This is a genomic window from Bradyrhizobium sp., assembly GCF_016219575.1.
Lineage (GTDB): Bacteria > Pseudomonadota > Alphaproteobacteria > Rhizobiales > Xanthobacteraceae > Bradyrhizobium.
On record NZ_JACRMG010000011.1, the window covers coordinates 1 to 18650 of the forward strand.

General features: G+C 63.9%; 21 protein-coding genes and 1 tRNA gene. 15 read left to right on the forward strand and 7 right to left on the reverse strand.

Annotation, left to right across the window (positions count from 1 at the left end; genetic code table 11):
- Window positions 1-204: 204 nt before the first annotated feature.
- A complete protein-coding gene (gene rpsA, locus HZB49_RS11950) occupies window positions 205-1911 on the reverse strand; it encodes a 30S ribosomal protein S1 (RefSeq protein ID WP_291611495.1) in 1707 nt (568 codons plus the stop codon).
- Between the two features lie 501 nt (window positions 1912-2412).
- Here rpsA and HZB49_RS11955 point away from each other — a divergent pair.
- A complete protein-coding gene (locus tag HZB49_RS11955; RefSeq protein ID WP_291611496.1) occupies window positions 2413-2565 on the forward strand; it encodes a hypothetical protein in 153 nt (50 codons plus the stop codon).
- Between the two features lie 3 nt (window positions 2566-2568).
- On the opposite strand, the gene cmk is transcribed toward HZB49_RS11955, so the two are convergent.
- Window positions 2569-3210, reverse strand: a complete 642-nt coding sequence (cmk, locus tag HZB49_RS11960; RefSeq protein ID WP_291611577.1) for a (d)CMP kinase — start codon at window positions 3208-3210, stop codon at window positions 2569-2571.
- A 200-nt stretch (window positions 3211-3410) separates the two neighbouring features.
- On the opposite strand from cmk, the gene HZB49_RS11965 reads away from it, so the two are divergent.
- Both HZB49_RS11965 and HZB49_RS30045 read left to right on the forward strand, forming a co-directional pair.
- Window positions 3411-4145: a tripartite tricarboxylate transporter substrate binding protein gene (locus HZB49_RS11965; RefSeq protein WP_365857582.1), complete on the forward strand. Its 735-nt coding sequence runs from the start codon at window positions 3411-3413 to the stop codon at window positions 4143-4145.
- 51 nt (window positions 4146-4196) lie between these two features.
- Complete coding sequence (locus tag HZB49_RS30045) at window positions 4197-4403, forward strand: hypothetical protein (protein WP_365857585.1); 207 nt, start codon at window positions 4197-4199, stop codon at window positions 4401-4403.
- 15 nt (window positions 4404-4418) lie between these two features.
- On the opposite strand, the gene HZB49_RS11970 is transcribed toward HZB49_RS30045, so the two are convergent.
- The 3 genes from HZB49_RS11970 to aroA are packed head-to-tail and all read right to left on the reverse strand — an operon-like array spanning window position 4419 to window position 6756.
- A complete protein-coding gene (locus HZB49_RS11970) occupies window positions 4419-4826 on the reverse strand; it encodes a hypothetical protein (RefSeq protein ID WP_291611497.1) in 408 nt (135 codons plus the stop codon).
- Window positions 4804-5409 (reverse strand): hypothetical protein, encoded by a 606-nt coding sequence (locus HZB49_RS11975; RefSeq protein WP_291611498.1) that lies wholly within the window; start codon window positions 5407-5409, stop codon window positions 4804-4806. The genes HZB49_RS11970 and HZB49_RS11975 overlap by 23 nt, the downstream gene beginning before the upstream one ends.
- Window positions 5410-5418: 9 nt before the next feature.
- Window positions 5419-6756: a 3-phosphoshikimate 1-carboxyvinyltransferase gene (aroA, locus tag HZB49_RS11980; RefSeq protein ID WP_291611500.1), complete on the reverse strand. Its 1338-nt coding sequence runs from the start codon at window positions 6754-6756 to the stop codon at window positions 5419-5421.
- Between the two features lie 144 nt (window positions 6757-6900).
- On the opposite strand from aroA, the gene HZB49_RS11985 reads away from it, so the two are divergent.
- Window positions 6901-7311, forward strand: coding sequence for a TIGR02300 family protein (locus HZB49_RS11985; protein WP_291611502.1), 411 nt, complete (start codon window positions 6901-6903; stop codon window positions 7309-7311).
- Window positions 7312-7377: 66 nt separating this feature from the next.
- Window positions 7378-7453 (forward strand) — tRNA-Ala (locus HZB49_RS11990).
- Between the two features lie 108 nt (window positions 7454-7561).
- Here the strand turns inward: HZB49_RS11990 and HZB49_RS11995 are convergent.
- Window positions 7562-8032: a MarR family transcriptional regulator gene (locus HZB49_RS11995; protein ID WP_291611504.1), complete on the reverse strand. Its 471-nt coding sequence runs from the start codon at window positions 8030-8032 to the stop codon at window positions 7562-7564.
- 168 nt (window positions 8033-8200) lie between these two features.
- On the opposite strand from HZB49_RS11995, the gene HZB49_RS12000 reads away from it, so the two are divergent.
- The 10 genes from HZB49_RS12000 (at window position 8201) to HZB49_RS12045 (ending at window position 18084) form a co-directional block, all read left to right on the forward strand.
- Window positions 8201-8629 carry an organic hydroperoxide resistance protein gene (locus HZB49_RS12000; protein WP_291611506.1) on the forward strand — a complete coding sequence of 143 codons (429 nt, stop codon included), beginning with the start codon at window positions 8201-8203 and terminating at the stop codon, window positions 8627-8629.
- Window positions 8630-8779: 150 nt separating this feature from the next.
- Window positions 8780-9985, forward strand: a complete 1206-nt coding sequence (locus HZB49_RS12005) for a CaiB/BaiF CoA-transferase family protein (RefSeq protein WP_291611508.1) — start codon at window positions 8780-8782, stop codon at window positions 9983-9985.
- A 260-nt stretch (window positions 9986-10245) separates the two neighbouring features.
- Complete coding sequence (gene ugpB, locus HZB49_RS12010; protein WP_291611510.1) at window positions 10246-11562, forward strand: sn-glycerol-3-phosphate ABC transporter substrate-binding protein UgpB; 1317 nt, start codon at window positions 10246-10248, stop codon at window positions 11560-11562.
- Between the two features lie 149 nt (window positions 11563-11711).
- Window positions 11712-12593 (forward strand): sn-glycerol-3-phosphate ABC transporter permease UgpA, encoded by an 882-nt coding sequence (gene ugpA / locus HZB49_RS12015; protein WP_291611512.1) that lies wholly within the window; start codon window positions 11712-11714, stop codon window positions 12591-12593.
- The gene (gene ugpE, locus HZB49_RS12020) at window positions 12593-13441 is read left to right on the forward strand and encodes a sn-glycerol-3-phosphate ABC transporter permease UgpE (RefSeq protein WP_291611514.1); all 849 of its coding nucleotides are present in this window, start codon (window positions 12593-12595) and stop codon (window positions 13439-13441) included. Before ugpA ends, ugpE begins: the two co-directional genes overlap by 1 nt.
- Before the next feature lie 108 nt (window positions 13442-13549).
- On the forward strand, window positions 13550-14629 hold the full coding sequence (locus HZB49_RS12025; protein WP_291611517.1) for a sn-glycerol-3-phosphate import ATP-binding protein UgpC: 1080 nt from the start codon (window positions 13550-13552) through the stop codon (window positions 14627-14629).
- 78 nt (window positions 14630-14707) lie between these two features.
- Window positions 14708-14992 (forward strand): hypothetical protein, encoded by a 285-nt coding sequence (locus HZB49_RS12030; RefSeq protein WP_291611519.1) that lies wholly within the window; start codon window positions 14708-14710, stop codon window positions 14990-14992.
- A gap of 707 nt (window positions 14993-15699) precedes the next feature.
- Window positions 15700-16125 (forward strand): Hsp20 family protein, encoded by a 426-nt coding sequence (locus HZB49_RS12035; protein WP_291611521.1) that lies wholly within the window; start codon window positions 15700-15702, stop codon window positions 16123-16125.
- Window positions 16126-16173: 48 nt separating this feature from the next.
- Entirely contained in the window at window positions 16174-16434 is a 261-nt protein-coding gene (locus tag HZB49_RS12040) for a DUF1150 domain-containing protein (protein WP_291611523.1), read from the forward strand.
- A 303-nt stretch (window positions 16435-16737) separates the two neighbouring features.
- Window positions 16738-18084 (forward strand): tetratricopeptide repeat protein, encoded by a 1347-nt coding sequence (locus HZB49_RS12045; RefSeq protein ID WP_291611525.1) that lies wholly within the window; start codon window positions 16738-16740, stop codon window positions 18082-18084.
- Between the two features lies 1 nt (window position 18085).
- On the opposite strand, the gene ptsN is transcribed toward HZB49_RS12045, so the two are convergent.
- Window positions 18086-18547: a PTS IIA-like nitrogen regulatory protein PtsN gene (ptsN, locus tag HZB49_RS12050; RefSeq protein WP_291611527.1), complete on the reverse strand. Its 462-nt coding sequence runs from the start codon at window positions 18545-18547 to the stop codon at window positions 18086-18088.
- Window positions 18548-18650 lie beyond the last annotated feature (103 nt).

Genomic DNA, 18650 nt, shown 5'->3' on the forward strand with positions numbered 1-18650 from the left:
ATGCGCCGATGGGCGACAATCGCAGCATAAGCTTCACCCCGAACACAGCCACCTAGCCTTCAGCCCCAATCCGAAAGACGTCCCTCTTCCCTCTCACGGCCAATAAGTCCAATTACGCAACAGGCCCACAAGGGGAGAGGGAAACAAAAAGGCCCCGGTCGAAACCGGGGCCTCTGATTTGTGACAACGCAATACCCGCGCCGCTTACTTGTCGGTGCCGCGGTTCTTCAGCGCGGTGCCGAGAATGTCGCCCAGCGTCGCACCCGAATCGGAGGAGCCGTACTGCGCGATGGCTTCCTTCTCCTCGGCCACTTCCAGCGCCTTGATCGACACCTGGACCTTGCGGGCCTTCTTGTCGAACTGGATGACGCGGGCATCGACCTTCTCGCCGACGGCGAAGCGCTCGGGGCGCTGGTCGTTGCGGTCGCGCGCCAGTTCGGAGCGCTTGATGAAGGTGGTGAAGTCGGTGCCGGCGATCTTCACGTCGATGCCGCCTTCCTTCACGTCGGTGATTTCGCAGGTCACCACCGCGCCCTTCTTGACGTCGCCGGGTTCGGCGAAGGGATCGCCTTCGAGCTGCTTGATGCCGAGCGAGATACGCTCCTTCTCGACATCCACGTCGAGCACCACGGCCTTCACCATGTCGCCCTTCTTGTAGTTGTCGATGACCTGTTCGCCCGGAAGCTTCCAGTCGAGGTCGGACAGGTGCACCATGCCGTCGACGTCGCCGTCGAGACCCAGGAACAGGCCGAACTCGGTCTTGTTCTTGACCTCGCCCTCGACGGTCGAACCGACCGGGAACTTCTCGACGAAGACCTCCCAGGGGTTGCGCATGGTCTGCTTGAGACCGAGCGAGATGCGGCGCTTGACGGAATCCACTTCCAGCACCTGCACCTCGACTTCCTGCGAGGTCGAGACGATCTTGCCGGGGTGCATGTTCTTCTTGGTCCACGACATCTCCGAGACGTGGATCAGGCCTTCGATGCCCGGCTCCAGCTCGACGAAGGCGCCGTAGTCCGTGATGTTGGTGACGCGGCCGGTGAAGCGCGCGTTCAGCGGATACTTCGCCTCGATGCCCTGCCACGGATCGTCCAGCAGCTGCTTCATGCCGAGCGAGATGCGGTGGGTCTCGTGGTTGATCTTGATGATCTTGACCTTCACCGTCTGGCCGATGGTCAGCACCTCGGTCGGGTGGTTGACGCGGCGCCAGGCGATATCGGTGACGTGCAGCAGGCCGTCGATGCCGCCGAGGTCGACGAACGCACCGTAATCGGTGATGTTCTTCACGACGCCGTCGATCACCTGGCCCTCTTCGAGGTTCTGCACCAGCTCCTGGCGCTGCTCGGCGCGGGTCTCTTCCAGAACCGTGCGGCGCGACACCACGATGTTGCCGCGGCGGCGATCCATCTTGAGGATCTGGAACGGCTGCGTGTTGTTCATCAGGGGTGCCACATCCCGGATCGGACGGATGTCGACCTGCGAGCGCGGCAGGAAGGCCACGGCGCCGTCGAGGTCCACGGTGAAGCCGCCCTTGACCTGGTTGAAGATGACGCCGTTTACCTTCTCGTTGTTCTGGAAGGCCTTCTCCAGCTTGCCCCAGCTCTCTTCGCGGCGCGCCTTGTCGCGCGACAGCACGGCTTCGCCGAGGGCATTCTCGATGCGGTCGAGGAACACCTCGACTTCGTCGCCGACCTTGAGGTCGCTTTCGCGGCCGGGGCCGGAAAATTCGCGCAGCGCCACGCGGCCTTCGGTCTTCAGGCCGACATCGATGACGGCCATGTCCTTTTCAATTGCGACGACCTTGCCCTTGATGACGGAGCTTTCCTGCAAGCCGCCGCTGAAGGATTCGTCGAGCATCGCCGCGAAATCGTCGCGGGTCGGAGTGAGGGAAGTAGCGGTATTCGAAGCCATTTGTTCTCCAGTTGCGGGGTACTTGCCGGCCGTTCGGGTTGATGGGCGCATCGGATGGACAGTGACGGGCTCCGCAAAACCCGACGGCCGCTCGTTGCGGGAGGCGCAACAGCGGGCCGGCAGCACGGCTGCCCATTCGATACCTGATGTTTCCGGGGCCCTGGACGTGCCGGCCAAACATGCCGGCGTGCAAGACGGGGAGCGGGCTTCCTCCATTTGACGGCAGGGGTCGAATTCCCTTCACCGGCCCACTCGGACGGCCCTGATCGCATCGGGGGCAGCCCGGACGGCGCTGATATAGCCCCCGGGCCTTGTGGCGGCAAGCAAAAACGGCCCGTTTAGCGGCCTTTAACGCTCGCGATCCGCGAAAACCGGGACCCCGTACTTCAACGGGTTGTTGACCGAATCCCCAAATTGCCTGTCGGCCCGACCGCGGATGGAACCCGGCCTTAAGCACGCTCCCGCACAAAGGCACCGTCACAAAACAGGGGGAGTACCGCCATGAAAAGTCTGATCGCCGTGGCCGCCATTTTCGCCTTCACCGTCGCTGTCGGCGTCGCCGGCAAGCCGTCGGCATTTGCGACCGAGCAGGCCATCGCCAACGCCAAGGTCGGCAAACAGCCCATCGTCCTGGCCGAGCGCTCGAAGAGCTAAGTCTTATGGCGCCGGCTTCCTGCCGGCGCGGACAGCCTCGACGATGGCGATGGCGGCGCGAACGCCCGCCTCGATGTCGAGATCCGAATTATCCAGCGTGTGCGCGTCCGCGGCCGGCTTCAAGGGGGCGACCGGCCGGTTTCGATCGCGCTCGTCGCGCTTGAGAATATCCGCAAGCACGGCGGCTTCGTCCGCTTCCTCGCCCCGCGCGCGGGCTTCCAGCGTCCGCCGCCGCGCCCGCACCTGCGGGTCCGCCACCACGAAGATCTTCACATCGGCATGCGGGCAGATCACCGTCCCGATGTCGCGTCCGTCGAGCACGGCGCCAGGCGGATCGGCGGCGAACTGCCGCTGGAAATTGACCAGCGCCTCGCGCACCTTCGGGATAGCCGAGACCACCGAGGCGGCTTCGCCGACCTTCTGCGTCTTCAGGACAGGATTGCCGAATTTTTCGGGATCGAGCTCCAGCGCCGCGGCAACCGCCAGCAGCTCGTCGCCGGGATCGGCACCCGCCTCCATCAGCGACCAGGCCACCGCGCGATAGATTACGCCGGTGTCGAGATGGCGGTAGCCGTAATGATGGGCAAGCCGCTTGCCCAGCGTGCCCTTGCCCGAGGCCGCCGGTCCGTCGATGGCGATGATCATGTGCGCCATCTGCGCCGGAGCGGCCATGATGGTCAAGACGTGCAACTGCTTATTTCGTTTCCCGGAATGGCAGGAGCCGCGAAGATTTCGCGAGCCGCACCGATGCGTCCAAATGTCCGCGCAAAGGCTATCAAGCCCCTCTATTCTGGCGCCATAGATCCGCAGTCAGTCGGTTCGAATTTGCAAACGGGGGAGACACGATGAGCGCCATTTCACGACGTCACTTCATCGGCAGCGCCGCGGCCGCTTCTGCGCTTCCGCTGATCGGATCGCAGGCCTCCGCGCAGCAGACCGACTGGCCCAACAGGTCGATCAAGATCATCGCCGGCTATCCGGCCGGCGGGCAGACCGACCTGTTTTCGCGGACCTATGGCGAGTACATCCGGGCCGAGACGGGCCAGAGCGTGACGGTGGAAAACAAGGCCGGCGCCTCCGGTTCGGTGGCGGCGGCCGAAGCCAAACGTGCCGCGCCCGATGGCTACACGCTGATGTTCACGATCACGACGACCATGATCATGAACCGTGTCCTGATGAAGGACATCCCATACGACCCCGAAAAGGATTTCGTGATCGTCTCGATCATGCCGGCGGGCAGCCTGCCTTTCGTGGTCGGCGAGAAGACCGGCGCCAGGACGTTTGACGAATTCATCGCCTACGCGAGGAAGGCGGAGAAAGTGAACATCGGCACCTACGGCGCAGGCTCCTACGCGCACATGGCGATCGCCGAAATGAACAAGGCCTATGGCCTGAAGATGGAGGCGGTGCACTACCGCGGCGAGGCGCCGATGTGGACGGATCTCGCCGGTGGTTTCATCGACGGCGCCCATGGCAGCTATGGCGCGGCACAGTCCGTGTTGCAGAGCGGCCGCGGCACGGCGGTCGCCGTCTCGCGCAAGCGCATGTCGACCTTGCCGGACGTTCCCTCTTTCGCGTAGGTTGGCGCCAAGCCGCGCCTGTTCCAGCTGACCGGTTTCCAGTGCTGCGCCGTGCCCGCCGGTACGACGCCGGAAATTATACAGAAACTGTCAAAGCTCCTCGTTGCCGGCGGCAAGTCCGAAAAGATCAAGCAGCTGATGAAATCATTCGGTGTCGACGACACCGCAATGACGTTCGAGGAGACGCAGAAGCTCTACAGGGAAGAAGCGCCGGTCTGGCTCGAGGCCGTGGCGAGCCTCGGGCTGACGCCGTCGTAACGCACCCGAACCGGATTATGATTGAACCGGCCGGGGACCGCGCGCCCGCCGCAGCGGCCGTTCCTCGGTAAAGATGTTGCGCGAGGCGAATTCGGCCGGGCTTGAGAACGTCAGGTATTCGCGCATCGCGTCGGTTGGCGACGTCGTCGTGAACCATGGCATGGCGAGCCGGCGCGCTGGATTGCCGGTCCACGGCGGCACGCGACCAAGTCGGCGTTGCTTTGCGAGATATTCGGCGATGGCACCCACCAGCGCGTCGAGTCGATCGTCGCCCGTCAGCCGCGGCTCATGCTCGATCGACGCATAGCGTTCCTCGCTGGTCTTGGCGAGATCGAAGGTGTCGACGAATTCTGCAAGCGCCGCATCCCGCGGCGAGCCGGCGCAAATCCGCTCGACGGCTTCAGCGAGGGTATTTGGGCGCATCCGACGCTCCCTCGAGGTTCATGTTCCTCAGCAGGAACCGCTGCTTCTCCGAGGACGCAGCACTGATCGGGAAGTATCGACCCAGCAAGACCATCGCCTCCTCTGTACTCGATATGCCGACTACCCGCATCAAATTGAGGATATCAAGGCGCTCCGCCTCTCCACGGGTCGCATCGAGGATTCGAAACGCCTTCAACTTGAGCGCCAGCAGATATTCCGCCGTTGGTACTGAAACGACAAGGCCCACCGCATCGCCATCGCGCGGAAAGGTCGCAAATTCCAGATGATCGGCCGCGTGGTCCGCAAGGGCGCTTAGATGGAAGGCCACGCCGTCGTTGAACCAATCTTCCTTCCAGCCGTTTTTCTGCGCGATTTCACCCACGATCTTCGCCAGCCACATCGGCAGGGGTTGTTCGAGCCTCGATACGTCGACATCCTCCGTGGCGAACCGGAAATTGCTCGCCAGCATCAGGGCCGAGCCGCCATAAACCGCGATCTGCAGCTTCGTTCCCGCCCCGACCGCCGCGCGTCCGATCTGGTCGAAAGCATCGAGCAGGGCCTCGCGGTCGAAGGCTGCAATCATGGCCCTGCCTCACGAAAACTCCGCGCCCAGCGAGCGCATCATCGGGATGAAGTCCGGAAAGCTCGTGGCGATGAAGGCGGTGTCGTCGACTTTGACCGGCTTGTCTGCGGCGCAGCCCATCACCAGCGCCGACATCGCGATGCGGTGATCCATGTGGGTGGCGACGAGGCCGCCGCCGGGCACATGGCCCCTGCCCTCGACAATCAGATCGTCGCCGGCAATCTCCACCTTGACGCCATTGACGCGCAGCATGTCCGCGGTCGCAGCCAGCCGATCGGACTCTTTCACGCGCAGCTCCTGCAGGCCGCGCATCACGGTGGTGCCTTCGGCGAAGGCGGCGGCGACCGCCAGCACCAGATATTCGTCGATCATCGACGGCGCGCGCTCCGGCGGCACCTCGACGCCGCGCAGTTTCGAGGCGCGCACCCGCAGGCGCGCCATCGGCTCGCCGGCATCGCCCCGCACCTCGCTTTCCTCAATCGAGGCGCCCATCTCGCGCAGCGTCGTAAACAGGCCGGTACGCAGCGGATTGGTCATGACGTCGGAGAGCACGATGTCGGAACCGGGGACGATCAGCGCCGCGACAACAGGGAATGCGGCCGAGGAGGGATCGGCGGGCACGATCACTTCGGCGCCGTGCAGTTCCGGCTCGCCGGTCAGCGAAATTCTGCGGCCGTGGCTGCCTTCCCTGGCGGAAACGATGTCGGCGCCAAAATGCTTCAGCATCAGCTCGGTATGGTCGCGGCTCGCCTCGCTCTCGATCACGGTGGTGACGCCGGGCGCGGCGAGGCCCGCCAGCAACACGGCCGATTTGATCTGAGCCGAGGCGACCGGCGTGCGGTAGGTGATCGGGACGGGATCGCGCGCGCCGTGCAGGGTCAACGGCAGCCGCCCGCCTTCGTTGGCTTTGCCGGCCTTGGCGCCCATCAGTTCCAGGGGATCGAGAATGCGCCGCATCGGCCGCGAGCGCAGCGAGGCGTCGCCGTCGAACACCGCCGTCACCGGGCAGCCGGCAACCGCGCCCATCACCAGGCGGCAGCCGGTGCCGGAATTGCCAAAATCGAGCGCCGCAGTCGGTTCCGCAAAGCCGCCGACGCCGACGCCGTTGACCTTCCAGGCAAACGGCCCGGTCCGCTCGACCTTCGCACCGAGCGCCCGCATGGATTTGGCGGTGTTGAGGACGTCCTCGCCCTCCAGGAGGCCCGAAATCCGGGTTTCCCCGACCGCCAGCGCCCCCAGGATCAGCGCCCGGTGCGAGATCGACTTGTCCCCGGGCACCCGGACCTGGCCCGCAAGGGGGCCGCTGACGCGGGCTTCAAGGGGGGTCGCGGGGCCGGAATGGGTCAAGTTTGTGTCCTTTCTCGCCGGCCCAGTAACACATGCGCCAGATGGCGTCACGCCGCCCAAAATTGCCTGCAAAGCGCTATTGACAGCGGCCCGTCAACTAGCCAAGTGAAGCACCGTTTTTCGAAAAATTCCCAGGACTCGCACGTGGCCAAATCCGACCTCGGAACCAAACGCATTTGCCCGACGACGGGTAAGAAGTTCTACGACCTGAACAAAACACCCGTGATTTCCCCGTACACGGGAGAAGTCGTGCCGATCGCGCCGGTGGCGCCGCCACGCATGACTCGCGGCGCGGCAGCAGCTGCGCCCGCCATGGCCCCCGACGCGCCGGAGCCCGCGGAGGCCGAAGAGTTGGTGTCGCTCGAGGAAGCCGACGCCGAGGAGAACACCGGCAAGGTCAAGGCCGTCGTGCCGGAATCCGAGGAGGACATCGAGGTCGATGAGACCATCGAAGGCGACGATGATGATGATTCGACCTTCATCGCCGACGAAGAGGAAGGCGACGAGGACGTCACCGACATCATCGGCGACGTCAGCACCGACGAAGATACTTGAGATAAACCCCGAACTGTGTTTCAGGGTTCTGCTCCGCACGTCGCCCAGACGCGTGGATTCGCTGAAGGGGCCATAGCTCAGCTGGGAGAGCGCTTGCATGGCATGCAAGAGGTCGGCGGTTCGATCCCGCCTGGCTCCACCAGCCTTCGCTCGCTTCGCGAGCTACGGCTCGGCAGGCCCGGGAAGTCTCTCGAAGCGAAGAGAGCGAAGGCTGCCGCGGCGTAGCCCGAAGGGCGACGGCGGACTTCGCTCACACGCCCGCCTTCTCCCCCAGCGCTGCATTCAGCTTGTCGCGCAGCGTCACGATCTCGCTCCGCAGTTCGGTCAGCTCCGCCACCGAACATTGCGACGCCGCCAGGATCGATAATGGCAGGCTGCGCGCTTTCTCTTTCAAATCCTCGCCCTGCGCCGTCAGCGCCACGATCACCTGGCGCTCGTCTTCGGTCGAGCGCGTGCGTTTCACCAGGCCCGCGGCCTCCAGCCGCTTCAGCAGCGGCGTCAGCGTGCCGGAATCGAGAAACAGCCGCTCGCCGATCTCCTTCACCGGCAAGCCGTCCTCCTCCCACAGCACCAGCATGACGAGGTACTGCGGATAGGTCAGGCCCAGCCGGTCCAGCAGCGGCTTGTAGAAGCGGTTGAAGGCATGCGCGGTGGAATAGACCGCAAAGCAGAGCTGGTTGCCGAGCAGGAGCGGCTGATCGCTACCGGATTTCCGGACCATCGGTGAACTTTCTCATCCATCTGGAATTGTTTGCACATTCTGGGGCGCGCCGCGCTGGCATTCAATTGCGCACAATTAAATGTGACCAGGTATTTTTCTATTGCACACAATTCGATTGTGTGCAATCTATATGACGTCAACACCGCCCCAACCACCAGGGAGACCACCATGTCCGTGAAAGTGCTCTACAAGACCAGCGCCAAGGCCACCGGTGGCCGCGACGGCTCTGCCGCCACCCTCGACGGCGCACTGAGCGTCAAGCTGTCGACCCCCAAGGAACTCGGCGGCGGCGGCGGTCCCGGCAACAACCCCGAACAGCTCTTTGCCGCCGGTTACGCGGCCTGCTTCATCGGCGCGATGAAGGCGGTGGCGGCCCAGGGCGGCGGCGTCAAGGTGCCGGCCGACGTTTCCGTGACCTCCACCGTCGGCATCGGCCCGCGCTCGGAAGGCGGCTTCGGTCTCGATATCGATCTCGCCGTCTCGCTGCCCGGCGTTCCCCGCGCCGAGGCCGAAGCGCTGGTGGCCAAGGCCCACCACGTTTGCCCCTATTCCAACGCGACGCGCGGCAATGTCGACGTCCGCCTGACCGTCGTCTGACACGCGCAATTCCGGATAAAGCGGCCCGTCGCATTTCCAGCGGCGGGCCGTTTTCGTGCACGGCATACGCCTGTGCGCCGGGAGGCATTGCTGCCGCCGGGGAAGCCCGCTAGCTCTTGGCATCATCCCATCTGAGCGAAGGTTGTTTCCATGAATGCCGAAGCCGCTTCCGGCGCGATGACGGGTCTGCGCGTGATCGATCTCACGCGCGTGCTCGGCGGCCCCTATTGCACGCAGATCCTCGCCGACCATGGCGCCGACGTGATCAAGGTCGAGCCGCCTGCAGGTGACGAGGTGCGTGACTGGGGCCCGCCCTTCCACGAGGAAGACGCGGCCTATTTCGTCGGCATCAACCGCAACAAGCGCTCGATCGGGCTCGACCTCGCTTCCGAGGGCGGACGCGAGGTGCTGATGAAGCTGCTGGAGACCGCCGACGTCCTGATCGAGAATTTCAAGCCGGGCACGCTCGACAAATGGGGCATCGGCAACGACGTGCTGCGCGCGAAATTTCCGCGGCTCGTGCATGCTCGCATCTCCGGCTTCGGCGCCGACGGCCCGCGCGGCGGCAATCCGGGCTATGACGCCATCATCCAGGCCATGACCGGCATGATCGCGGCCACCGGCTCGCCCGAGAGCGGCCCGATGCGCATCGGCGTGCCGCTGGTGGACATCACCACCGGTCTCTATGCCGCGATCGGCATCCTGATGGCATTGTCCGAGCGGCAACGCTCGGGCCTCGGCCAGTTCCTGGAGACGACGCTGTACGAGACGGGCCTCGCCATCATGCATCCGCACACGGCGAATTATTTCATGCACGGCAAGCCACCGTCGCTGACCGGCAACGAGCATCCGAATCTCGTGCCCTACGCGATCTTCCCGACCAAGACCGACAACATCTTCATCGGCGTCGGCAATGACGGCACCTTCCGCAAGCTCGCGAAGGAAATCGGCAAGCCCGAGCTCGGCACGGATCCGCGCTTTGCCCGCAACAAGGACCGCATCGCCAACCGCGAGGCGCTGCGTGCCGAGCTTGCCGCCGTGTTCAGCCAGCATGAGGCCGAGCCGCTCTGCAACCGCCTGCTTGCCGCCGGCCTGCCGGCAGGCCCGGTGCAGAAGATCGACCAGGCGCTGACCAATCCCCACACCATCCACCGCGGCGATATCGTCGCCAGGGACTGGTACAAGGGCGTCGCCTCGCCGATCCGGCTGGAGCGGACAAAACCCAGCCTGCGCCGTACCCCGCCAAAATTCTCCCAGCATTCGGCCGAGGTGCTCGGCGAATTCGGCTACTCGAAAGCTGAGATCGAGGCGCTGGTCGCCAAGGGCGTGGTCTGCGGGACCGAGCGGAAGCGGTAGGCGAAAGCAACGCCTCCCTCCACGAGTCGTCCCGGCGATCGATGATGCGCTGCGGTGAGTTGCCGTTCCACAACCGACTGCGGGGGTTATGGGCCCCGGCCTGCGCCGGGGCGACGCGGAAAGATAATGCCGCGTCGAATTTTCGCTTCCCCAAACGTTCACTTCCCCCCTACGATTGGCTCGCTTATACGGTCATTTGCACGTCATCCGCTGCTGTTAGCGCAAACAAAGTGATGACGGTTCCAACCGGGAGGAATTTGATGGCTCTTCGACAATTCGGCACGGCCGCGGCCGTTGCGGTCTCGCTGGCATTCGCTGCCTCGCCCGCGTCTGCGGCGATCGAGATCCAGTGGTGGCACGCCATGACCGGCGCCAACAACGACGTGGTCAACAGGCTCGCCGAGGAATTCAACGCCAGCCAGTCCGACTACAAGGTCGTGCCGTCCTACAAGGGCAATTATCCGGACACGATGAACGCCGGCATCGCCGCGTTCCGCGCCGGCAACGCGCCGCATATCATGCAGGTGTTCGAGGTCGGCACCGCCACCATGATGGGCGCCACCGGCGCCATCAAGCCGGTCTACCAGCTGATGAAGGATGCCGGCGAGCCGTTCGACCCCAAGGCCTACCTGCCGACCATCACCGGCTATTACTCGACCTCGAAGGGCGAGATGCTGTCGTTCCCCTTCAACTCGTCCTCGATGGTGATGTGGATCAACAAGGACGAACTGAAGAAGGCCGGCGTCAACGACATCCCGAAGACCTGGCCGGAAGTGTTCGAGGCCGCCAAGAAGCTCAAGGCGGCGGGCCACGCCACCTGCGGCTTCTCCAATGCCTGGGCCAGCTGGGCGCATATCGAGCAGTTCTCCGCCTGGCACAACGTTCCGATCGGCACCAAGGCCAACGGCCTCGACGGCTTCGACACCGTGCTGAAGTTCAATTCGCCGCTGCACGTCAAGCACCTGCAGAACCTCGTCGACCTGCAGAAGGACAAGACCTACGATTATGGCGGGCGCACCTCTACCAACGAGGCCCGCTTCGGCTCCGGCGAGTGCGCGATCTTCCTGACCTCGTCGGGCTACTACGGCACCGCAAAGGCCACCGCCAAGTTCGACTTCGCCTCGGCGCCGATGCCGTATTACCCGGACGTCGCCGGCGCGCCGCAGAACTCGATCATCGGCGGCGCTTCGCTGTGGGTGATGGGCGGCAAGAAGGCGGAAGAGTACAAGGGCATCGCCAAATTCTTCACCTTCCTGTCCGACACCGGCCGCCAGGCCCGGCTGCATCAGGAATCCGGCTACCTGCCGATCACCAAGGCGGCCTATGAGAAGTCGATCAAGGACGGCTTCTACGAGAAGAATCCCGTCCTGCAGACGCCCCTGAAGGAACTCACCAACAAGGAGCCGACCGAGAATTCGCGCGGCCTGCGCTTCGGCAACATGGTGCAGATGCGCGACGTCTGGTCCGAGGAGATCGAGGCGGCGCTGGCGGGCAAGAAGACCGCCAAGGAAGCCCTTGATACGGCCGTGGAGCGTGGCAACGCCATGTTGCGCACGTTCGAGAAGACGGCAAAGTAAGCTGGCAGAACCAGGGGGTTCGTCATTGCGAGCGAATCGAAGCAATCCATGGCACCGCATGACCGGTAGCAATGGATTGCTTCGTCGCTCCAGCGCAAAATTGCTCTGCAATTTTGTCGCGGGCTCCTCGCAATGACGAGAGCGAGTGAATGGAAAAATCCACCGTCTTCAACAACCGCCTGCTGCCGTACCTGCTGCTCTTCCCGCAGCTCGTCATCACCGTTGTCTTCTTCTACTGGCCGGCCAGCCAGGCGATCTGGCAGTCCTTCCTGCGCGAGGACGCGTTCGGCCTCGTCTCCGAATTCGTCGGCTTCGAGAATTACACCGGGCTGTTCGCCCAGCCCGAATACTACAAGTCGATGCTCACGACGGCGATCTTCTCGACCTTGGTCGCCCTGCTCTCGCTCTCGATCGCGTTGTTGTTCGCAAGCCAGGCCGACAAGAACCTCAAGGCCGCCGGCGCCTACAAGACGCTGATGATCTGGCCCTATGCGGTCGCCCCAGCCGTGGCCGGCGTGCTCTGGTTCTTCATGTTCCAACCCTCGCTCGGCATGCTGTCGCGCCCGCTGCGCGGCATGGGCATCGACTGGAATCCGCTGCTCAACGCCAACCACGCCATGATCCTGGTGGTGATGGCCTCGGTGTGGAAGCAGATCTCCTACAATTTCCTGTTCTTCCTCGCCGGCCTGCAATCGATCCCGAAAAGCGTGATCGAGGCCAGCGCCATCGACGGCGCCCGCCCGATGCGCCGCTTCTGGACCATCGTCTTCCCGCTGCTGTCGCCGACGACGTTCTTCCTCCTGGTGGTCAACATCGTCTACGTCTTCTTCGATACTTTCGGCATCATCGACGCCGTCACCGGCGGCGGACCTGCGGGCGCCACCACCACCATGGTCTACAAGGTCTATGCCGACGGCCGCCTCGGCGGCGATCTCGGCGGCTCGGCGGCGCAATCCGTCGTGCTGATGGTCATCGTGATCGCGCTGACCGCGATCCAGTTCCGCTATGTCGAACGCAAGGTGCAGTACTGATGGTCGAGCACCGCCCGCTCAGCGACTTCATCGCCTACGCCATCCTGACGCTGGGCGTATTCATCGTCGTCTTCCCGGTCTATCTCGCGTTCATCGCCTCGACCCACGACGCCGCCACCGTGGTCGGCGGCCACATGCCGGCTACTCCCGGCACGCATACGCTGGAAAACTACTACCGCGCCATCTTCATCGGCGGCTCCCGCACCAGCCGCGAGCCGGTCGCCAACATGCTGATCAATTCCTTCGTCTCGGCGATCGGCATTGCGCTCGGCAAGATCTTCATCTCGATCCTGTCTGCCTATGCGGTGGTCTATTTCCGCTTTCCCTTCCGCAAGACCGCGTTCTGGATCATCTTCGTCACCCTGATGCTGCCGGTCGAGGTGCGCATCTACCCGACCTACAAGGTGGTCGCCGACTTGAAGTTGCTCGACACCTATGCGGGCCTCATCCTGCCTCTGATTGCGTCCGCCACCGGCACGCTGCTGTTCCGCCAGTTCTTCATGACCGTGCCCGACGAGCTGTTGGAAGCCTCGCGCATCGACGGCGCCGGGCCGTTCCGCTTCTTCTGGGATACCTTGCTGCCGCTGTCGGTCACGACCATGGCGGCGCTGTTCGTGATTCAGTTCATCTATGGCTGGAACCAGTATCTCTGGCCGCTGCTGATCACGACCAAGGATTCGATGCAGACCATCGTGATCGGCATCAAGAAGATGCTGGTGGCGACCGACGAGCTCGCCGAATGGCAGCTCGCGATGGCGACCGAGGTGCTCGCCATGCTGCCGCCGGTCGCAGTCGTCATCTTCATGCAGCGGCTGTTCGTGCGCGGCCTGGTCCAGACGGAAAAATGAACATGGCGAATGGCGAATGGCGAGTAGCGAATGGGGTTTTCATTCCCCTCGCCGGCACGCTCTTCCCTATTCGCTACTCCCTATTCGCTATTCGCCGAGTATCCTCCGATGGCTAATGTAACGCTCCGCAACGTCCGCAAAACCTACCCTGGCGGCTTCGAAGCCATCAAGGGCATCGATTTCGAGGTCGGCGACGGCCAGTTCTGCGTGCTGGTCGGCCCCTCCGGCTGCGGCAAGTCCACGCTGCTGCGCATGGTGGCGGGGCTCGAGACCATCACCGGTGGTGAGATCGACATCGGCGGCCGCGTCGTCAACGACGTCGAGCCGGCCGACCGCGACATCGCGATGGTGTTCCAGAACTACGCGCTCTACCCGCATATGAGCGTCTACAACAACATGGCCTATGGCCTGCGCAACCGCGGCATGGCCGAAGCCGAGATCAAGACGCGCGTCACCGAAGCTGCGCGCATCCTCGAACTCTCCACCATGCTGGATCGCAAGCCGCGGCAGCTCTCCGGAGGCCAGCGCCAGCGCGTCGCCATGGGCCGCGCCATCGTGCGCCAGCCAAAAGCGTTTTTGTTCGACGAGCCCTTGTCGAACCTCGACGCCAAGCTGCGCATCGCCATGCGCGTCGAAATCCGCAAGCTGCAGCGCCGGCTCTCTACGACGTCGATCTACGTCACCCACGACCAGCTCGAGGCGATGACGCTCGCCGACATTCTCGTGGTGATGAATGCCGGCCGCGTCGAGCAGATCGGCAATCCCCTCGACATCTACCAGAAGCCTTCGACGACCTTCGTCGCCTCCTTCATCGGCGCTCCACCGATGAACCTGATGCCGCTGCAATCGGACGAGCTGAAATCGCAACTACCCGCGAGCGAAGCCGGCATTTTGGGAATCCGCCCGGAGGATTTCGTCATCACCAGCGAGAGCATTGCAGGCGGCGTAGCACTCGGCCTCACCGTGGAAGCGATCGAAAAGGTCGGCGCCGAAACCTTCATCTACGGCTCGCGCCAGGACGTGACGCACGGCGTCGCCGCCAATCCCGGCGACCTGCCGCCGGGCGAGGTGATCGTCCGCATCCCCGGCGCCGACGGCCCCGCCATCGGCGAGCGCATCCGGGCGGTCGCCGCGCGGGACAAGCTGCATCTGTTCAGCGCGGACGGCCGGAAACGGGTGGGAGTCTGATCCGAACGTCGTCGAGGTCTGCCGAGGCCGATCAATTTCGGGTAGTACTGCGGGCTCGGACGAAATATAGTCCAGGCGATGACCAAACTTCCTGATCAGACTGTAATCCGAATCGCGAAGGAAATCGCAACAGCAAACAGCGTGAGTTTTTCCGCTGTGTCGACAGCACCTGTGTTGGATTCGTCCGGCGAGACGGCAATCGAAATAAAATTCGAACTAACGCCGGGATCGTCTGCCGCCATTCTTGGAGAACGCTCGGCTCGAACCGTCTCTCAATTGATCCAGAAGCTTGCGGACCAAGGCGACGATCGTTTTCCGATTGTGCGCTATGAGGAGAAGGCGGGTGCCGCCGGACCCGAATGAGTTGCTTCGGCAGGCTGACCTGTTGGCAGGCCAGACGGCCCCCACCCAGGCCGACCTACGGCGGGCCATTTCCTCGGCCTACTACGCTGTGTTTCACTTCTGTCTGACAGCGGCGGCCGAAATGGTCACCGGGTCAAGTGCCCCGTCGACAGAACGCTATACCCACGTTTACCGAAGCATCGATCACAAGGTCTTGCGAGGTTTGTGCGGGCAACTTGGGCAGTCTCAGCCGCAAAACGTCGCCATTACTCCCAGCAGCGGTTTTGGCCGCCTTCAAGATTTCGCGCGTCTGACCGCCAGCCTCTACGAACAGAGAATTTTCGCAGACTATGACCCATCCCGAACCTACTCTGACACAGAGAGTGGTGATTTCGGACGCCCGGCAGGCGATCACCTGGTTCAGCTCCTCCGACGATGAGCAGAAAAATGCGTTCTTGACGATGCTGTTGTTCAGACAACGTTGACGCGAACTACCACTCTTCTGACCAGTATTGGCTCCGATTTCCTGTTCATCGACTATCACGGGGCCCCCTTGCGGCCGAATCGAAGCTTCCCAGCCCGATTCGCCTGTTCCCAGAGCCACTTGAACCCCCACCCCACCATCGCCATATTGTGGCTGTCCGGCGGCGAATGAGTCGCTTCCGGGCAACGCGCCGGGGGTGCCGCAAGGGCCCGAGGCGTCAAAGTCGCTTCGAGAGGACTTTGTAATGTCACGTGTTCCTTCGCTCTCCAGCCCGTTTCTGCTTGGATTCGACGAAATCGAGCGTGCGCTCGATCGCGTCGTGAAGGGCGCCGACGGCTATCCTCCGTACAACATCGAGCGGTTTGACCGGTCCAACGGCCAGCCCGAGCGCCTGCGCATCACGCTGGCGGTAGCGGGATTTACCCGCGACCAACTCGATGTGACCATTGAGGAAAACCAGCTCGTTATCCGCGGCCGCCAGCAGGACGACAAGACCCGGCAATACATCCATCGCGGCATCGCCGCGCGCCACTTCCAGCGCACCTTCGTGCTGGCGGAGGGGATGCATGTGCTGGGTGCGGACCTGAAGAACGGGCTGTTGTCCATCGACCTCGCCCGGCCGGAGCCGGAAAGGGTCGTTAAGACAATCGCTATCAATGAACACGAATAATGGAACGAGGAGCGGACTCGACCGCTTGTCTCCTAAGGAGTCGAGACCATGAGTGACGTGAGTGTGACGACCGAAAGGGTGTCATTGGAGGCGCTGGCCCATCTTGGTGAAGGCCATATCGCCTATGTGAAGCAGGTTCGTTCCGAGGACGTGCCGGGGCTCTTCCCCCAGGCGCCGAAGATCGCGCCGGGCCTCAAGCTCTTTGCGCTGCATGCCGCCGACGGCACGCCGATCATGCTGACCGATAGCCGGGAAGCAGCGGTGGCAAATGCGTGGAGCAACGAGCTGCAGGCCGTCAGCGTTCACTGACGCGCAGTTGCGCTGTCACTGACGCCGGCTGGCTGAAGCTCGAGCCAAGCAGGTTTCTCGCGGCAGAAAGTCGCCGCTGGATCTATTCAACCATACGCGGGTGGGTTTTCCGGATGCGGAAAACCGCCCGCGTATTCGTTTGAGCGGCCACGAAGCGGCGAAGTAAGGATTCATTAACCATGATCCGCCCCTAATGCCCCGCACGGGCATGATCCGGAAAAGTGTGAAGCGGTTTTCCGGCCTGATCATGCCCAAGCAGGGAATCGAAGCGTGATGACGTCATCGCGTTTCGGGAGCAGTGTCATGAATCGCGCGCAGCGCCGCAACGTCGCCAAGAGCCAGAACCCGCGGGACCTCGCCGCCCTCGCCGAGCACTATCAGCGCAACGGACAGACCAGGAAGGCCGAGCAGACCTATCGCGAGGCGATCGCGCGCGATCCGCAATGCCTCGAGGCGCTGAACAATCTCGGCATGATCCTGCAGGAGCGCGGCCGCATCTCGGAGGCGACTGCGCAATTCCTCCGCGCGCGCGAACTTCGCCCCGACGATGCGCGCATCGTGGTCAATCTGGCGCGGGCGTTCGCCGCGCAGAACCGGCTTCACGACGCCGTCGCCCTGTTCCGGCAGGCCACAGCGCTCGCCCCGCGCTTTGCCGATGCCCAATTCGGGCTTGCGCTCGCGCTGTCCGATCTCGGCGAGCACGCCGAGGCCGAGCCGCACTACCTGCAAGCCCTGCAACTCGATCCCCTGAACTGGCAGGCCCGCATCCATCTTGGCCTCGCGCTCGCCGCGCAGGGCAGGATCGCGGAAGCCTATGCGCAGGCCGAAATACTCGTGCGCGCCGAGACCGCGCCGCGCTTTCCGCTCAAGAGCTTCGGCATCCTGCTGGCGCGGATCAACTGCTCCGATGGCGCGCGGGCATGTTTCGAAACCCATCTGCTGCACAATCCCGGCGACGAGGACGAGATCGCGATGCTGCTCGCAACCGTCGGCGGCGCCCTGCCGGAGCGCGCCTCCGACGGGCAGCTCACGCAGATCTACGCCTCGCGCGCGGACCAATGGGACCGCGGTGCCGCCGGCGCGGCCGGCTATCAGGGCCATCGGTTGGTTGCGACCGCACTCGACGAGCTCGGCACGACGGCCGCCGGCACCGTCATCGATCTCGGCTGCGGCACCGGTCTTGTCGGCGAACTGCTGCGCGCCAGGACCGATCGCATGATCGGTGTCGATCTGTCGGAGCCTATGCTGGCGCAAGCACGGCAGAAGAAAATCTATGACGAGCTGCATCGTGCCGATCTGCTCGACTGGCTCGGCCGCCACAACGGCGACTGCGACGTCATCGCGAGCGCCGCGACGCTGATTCATTTCGGCGATCTGAACGCGATCCTGGCAGCCGCGGCAAAATGCCTCCGGCGGGGCGGCCGTTTCGTCTTCACGCTATTTCCCAATGACGATGACACCGACGCCGTGGCCGTCGCCGCGCTCAACGGTCTCGGCCAGGCCGGATGCTTTCGCCACGGCAGCGGCCACGTGACGCAGGCCGCCGCCCGCAACGGATTCGATGTCGCGCTGATGCGCCGCGCCCACCATGAATATGTCAACGGCGCGCCGATCGAGGGGCTGGTCGTGGTGCTCAGGCGCGAAGGTTGAATCAGGCCGCGCTCGCCGGCGGCAGCGCCAGTACCGAATAGATCGCCTGCGCATCGCGCGAGGCACGCAGCTTCTTGGCGACGTCCTGGTCGCGCAACAGGCGCGCGATCCGCGCCAGCGCCTTGAGGTGATCGGCGCCGGCGCCTTCGGGCGCCAGCAGCAGGAAGATCAGGTCGACCGGCTGGCTGTCCATCGCCTCGAAATCGATCGGGCGCTCCAGGCGGGCGAACAGGCCGAACAGCTTTTCCAGCTTTGGCAGCTTGCCGTGCGGGATGGCGACGCCATAGCCGACCGCCGTGGTGCCGAGCTTCTCGCGCTGCAGCAGCACCTCGAACACCGAACGCTCGTTCTGCCCGGTCAGGCTGGCAGCCTTGGCCGCCAGTTCCTGCAACGCCTGCTTCTTGCTGCTGACCTTCAACGCCGGGAGAATCGCCTCCGGCGCGACCAGATCGGTAATCGTCATAGGGGCGTCCGGGGGTGCTTTGAACCGTCAGGTTGCGAGATAGTCTTCAGGCGAGTTGCGTCAAGAAGATGAGACGGGAGGCGGGGTTAGCCTGGTGTCCCGA

Excerpts from the sequence above, each read along its gene's own strand:
- rpsA (WP_291611495.1), bottom strand. The coding sequence starts at position 1,911 with ATGGCTTCGAATACCGCTACTTCCCTCACTCCGACCCGCGACGATTTC.
- HZB49_RS11955 (WP_291611496.1), top strand. The coding sequence starts at position 2,413 with ATGAAAAGTCTGATCGCCGTGGCCGCCATTTTCGCCTTCACCGTCGCT.
- cmk (WP_291611577.1), bottom strand. The coding sequence starts at position 3,210 with ATGATCATCGCCATCGACGGACCGGCGGCCTCGGGCAAGGGCACGCTG.
- HZB49_RS11965 (WP_365857582.1), top strand. The coding sequence starts at position 3,411 with ATGAGCGCCATTTCACGACGTCACTTCATCGGCAGCGCCGCGGCCGCT.
- HZB49_RS11970 (WP_291611497.1), bottom strand. The coding sequence starts at position 4,826 with ATGCGCCCAAATACCCTCGCTGAAGCCGTCGAGCGGATTTGCGCCGGC.
- HZB49_RS11975 (WP_291611498.1), bottom strand. The coding sequence starts at position 5,409 with ATGATTGCAGCCTTCGACCGCGAGGCCCTGCTCGATGCTTTCGACCAG.
- HZB49_RS11995 (WP_291611504.1), bottom strand. The coding sequence starts at position 8,032 with ATGGTCCGGAAATCCGGTAGCGATCAGCCGCTCCTGCTCGGCAACCAG.
- HZB49_RS12000 (WP_291611506.1), top strand. The coding sequence starts at position 8,201 with ATGTCCGTGAAAGTGCTCTACAAGACCAGCGCCAAGGCCACCGGTGGC.
- HZB49_RS12005 (WP_291611508.1), top strand. The coding sequence starts at position 8,780 with ATGAATGCCGAAGCCGCTTCCGGCGCGATGACGGGTCTGCGCGTGATC.
- ugpB (WP_291611510.1), top strand. The coding sequence starts at position 10,246 with ATGGCTCTTCGACAATTCGGCACGGCCGCGGCCGTTGCGGTCTCGCTG.
- ugpA (WP_291611512.1), top strand. The coding sequence starts at position 11,712 with ATGGAAAAATCCACCGTCTTCAACAACCGCCTGCTGCCGTACCTGCTG.
- ugpE (WP_291611514.1), top strand. The coding sequence starts at position 12,593 with ATGGTCGAGCACCGCCCGCTCAGCGACTTCATCGCCTACGCCATCCTG.
- HZB49_RS12025 (WP_291611517.1), top strand. The coding sequence starts at position 13,550 with ATGGCTAATGTAACGCTCCGCAACGTCCGCAAAACCTACCCTGGCGGC.
- HZB49_RS12030 (WP_291611519.1), top strand. The coding sequence starts at position 14,708 with ATGACCAAACTTCCTGATCAGACTGTAATCCGAATCGCGAAGGAAATC.
- HZB49_RS12035 (WP_291611521.1), top strand. The coding sequence starts at position 15,700 with ATGTCACGTGTTCCTTCGCTCTCCAGCCCGTTTCTGCTTGGATTCGAC.
- HZB49_RS12040 (WP_291611523.1), top strand. The coding sequence starts at position 16,174 with ATGAGTGACGTGAGTGTGACGACCGAAAGGGTGTCATTGGAGGCGCTG.
- HZB49_RS12045 (WP_291611525.1), top strand. The coding sequence starts at position 16,738 with ATGAATCGCGCGCAGCGCCGCAACGTCGCCAAGAGCCAGAACCCGCGG.
- ptsN (WP_291611527.1), bottom strand. The coding sequence starts at position 18,547 with ATGACGATTACCGATCTGGTCGCGCCGGAGGCGATTCTCCCGGCGTTG.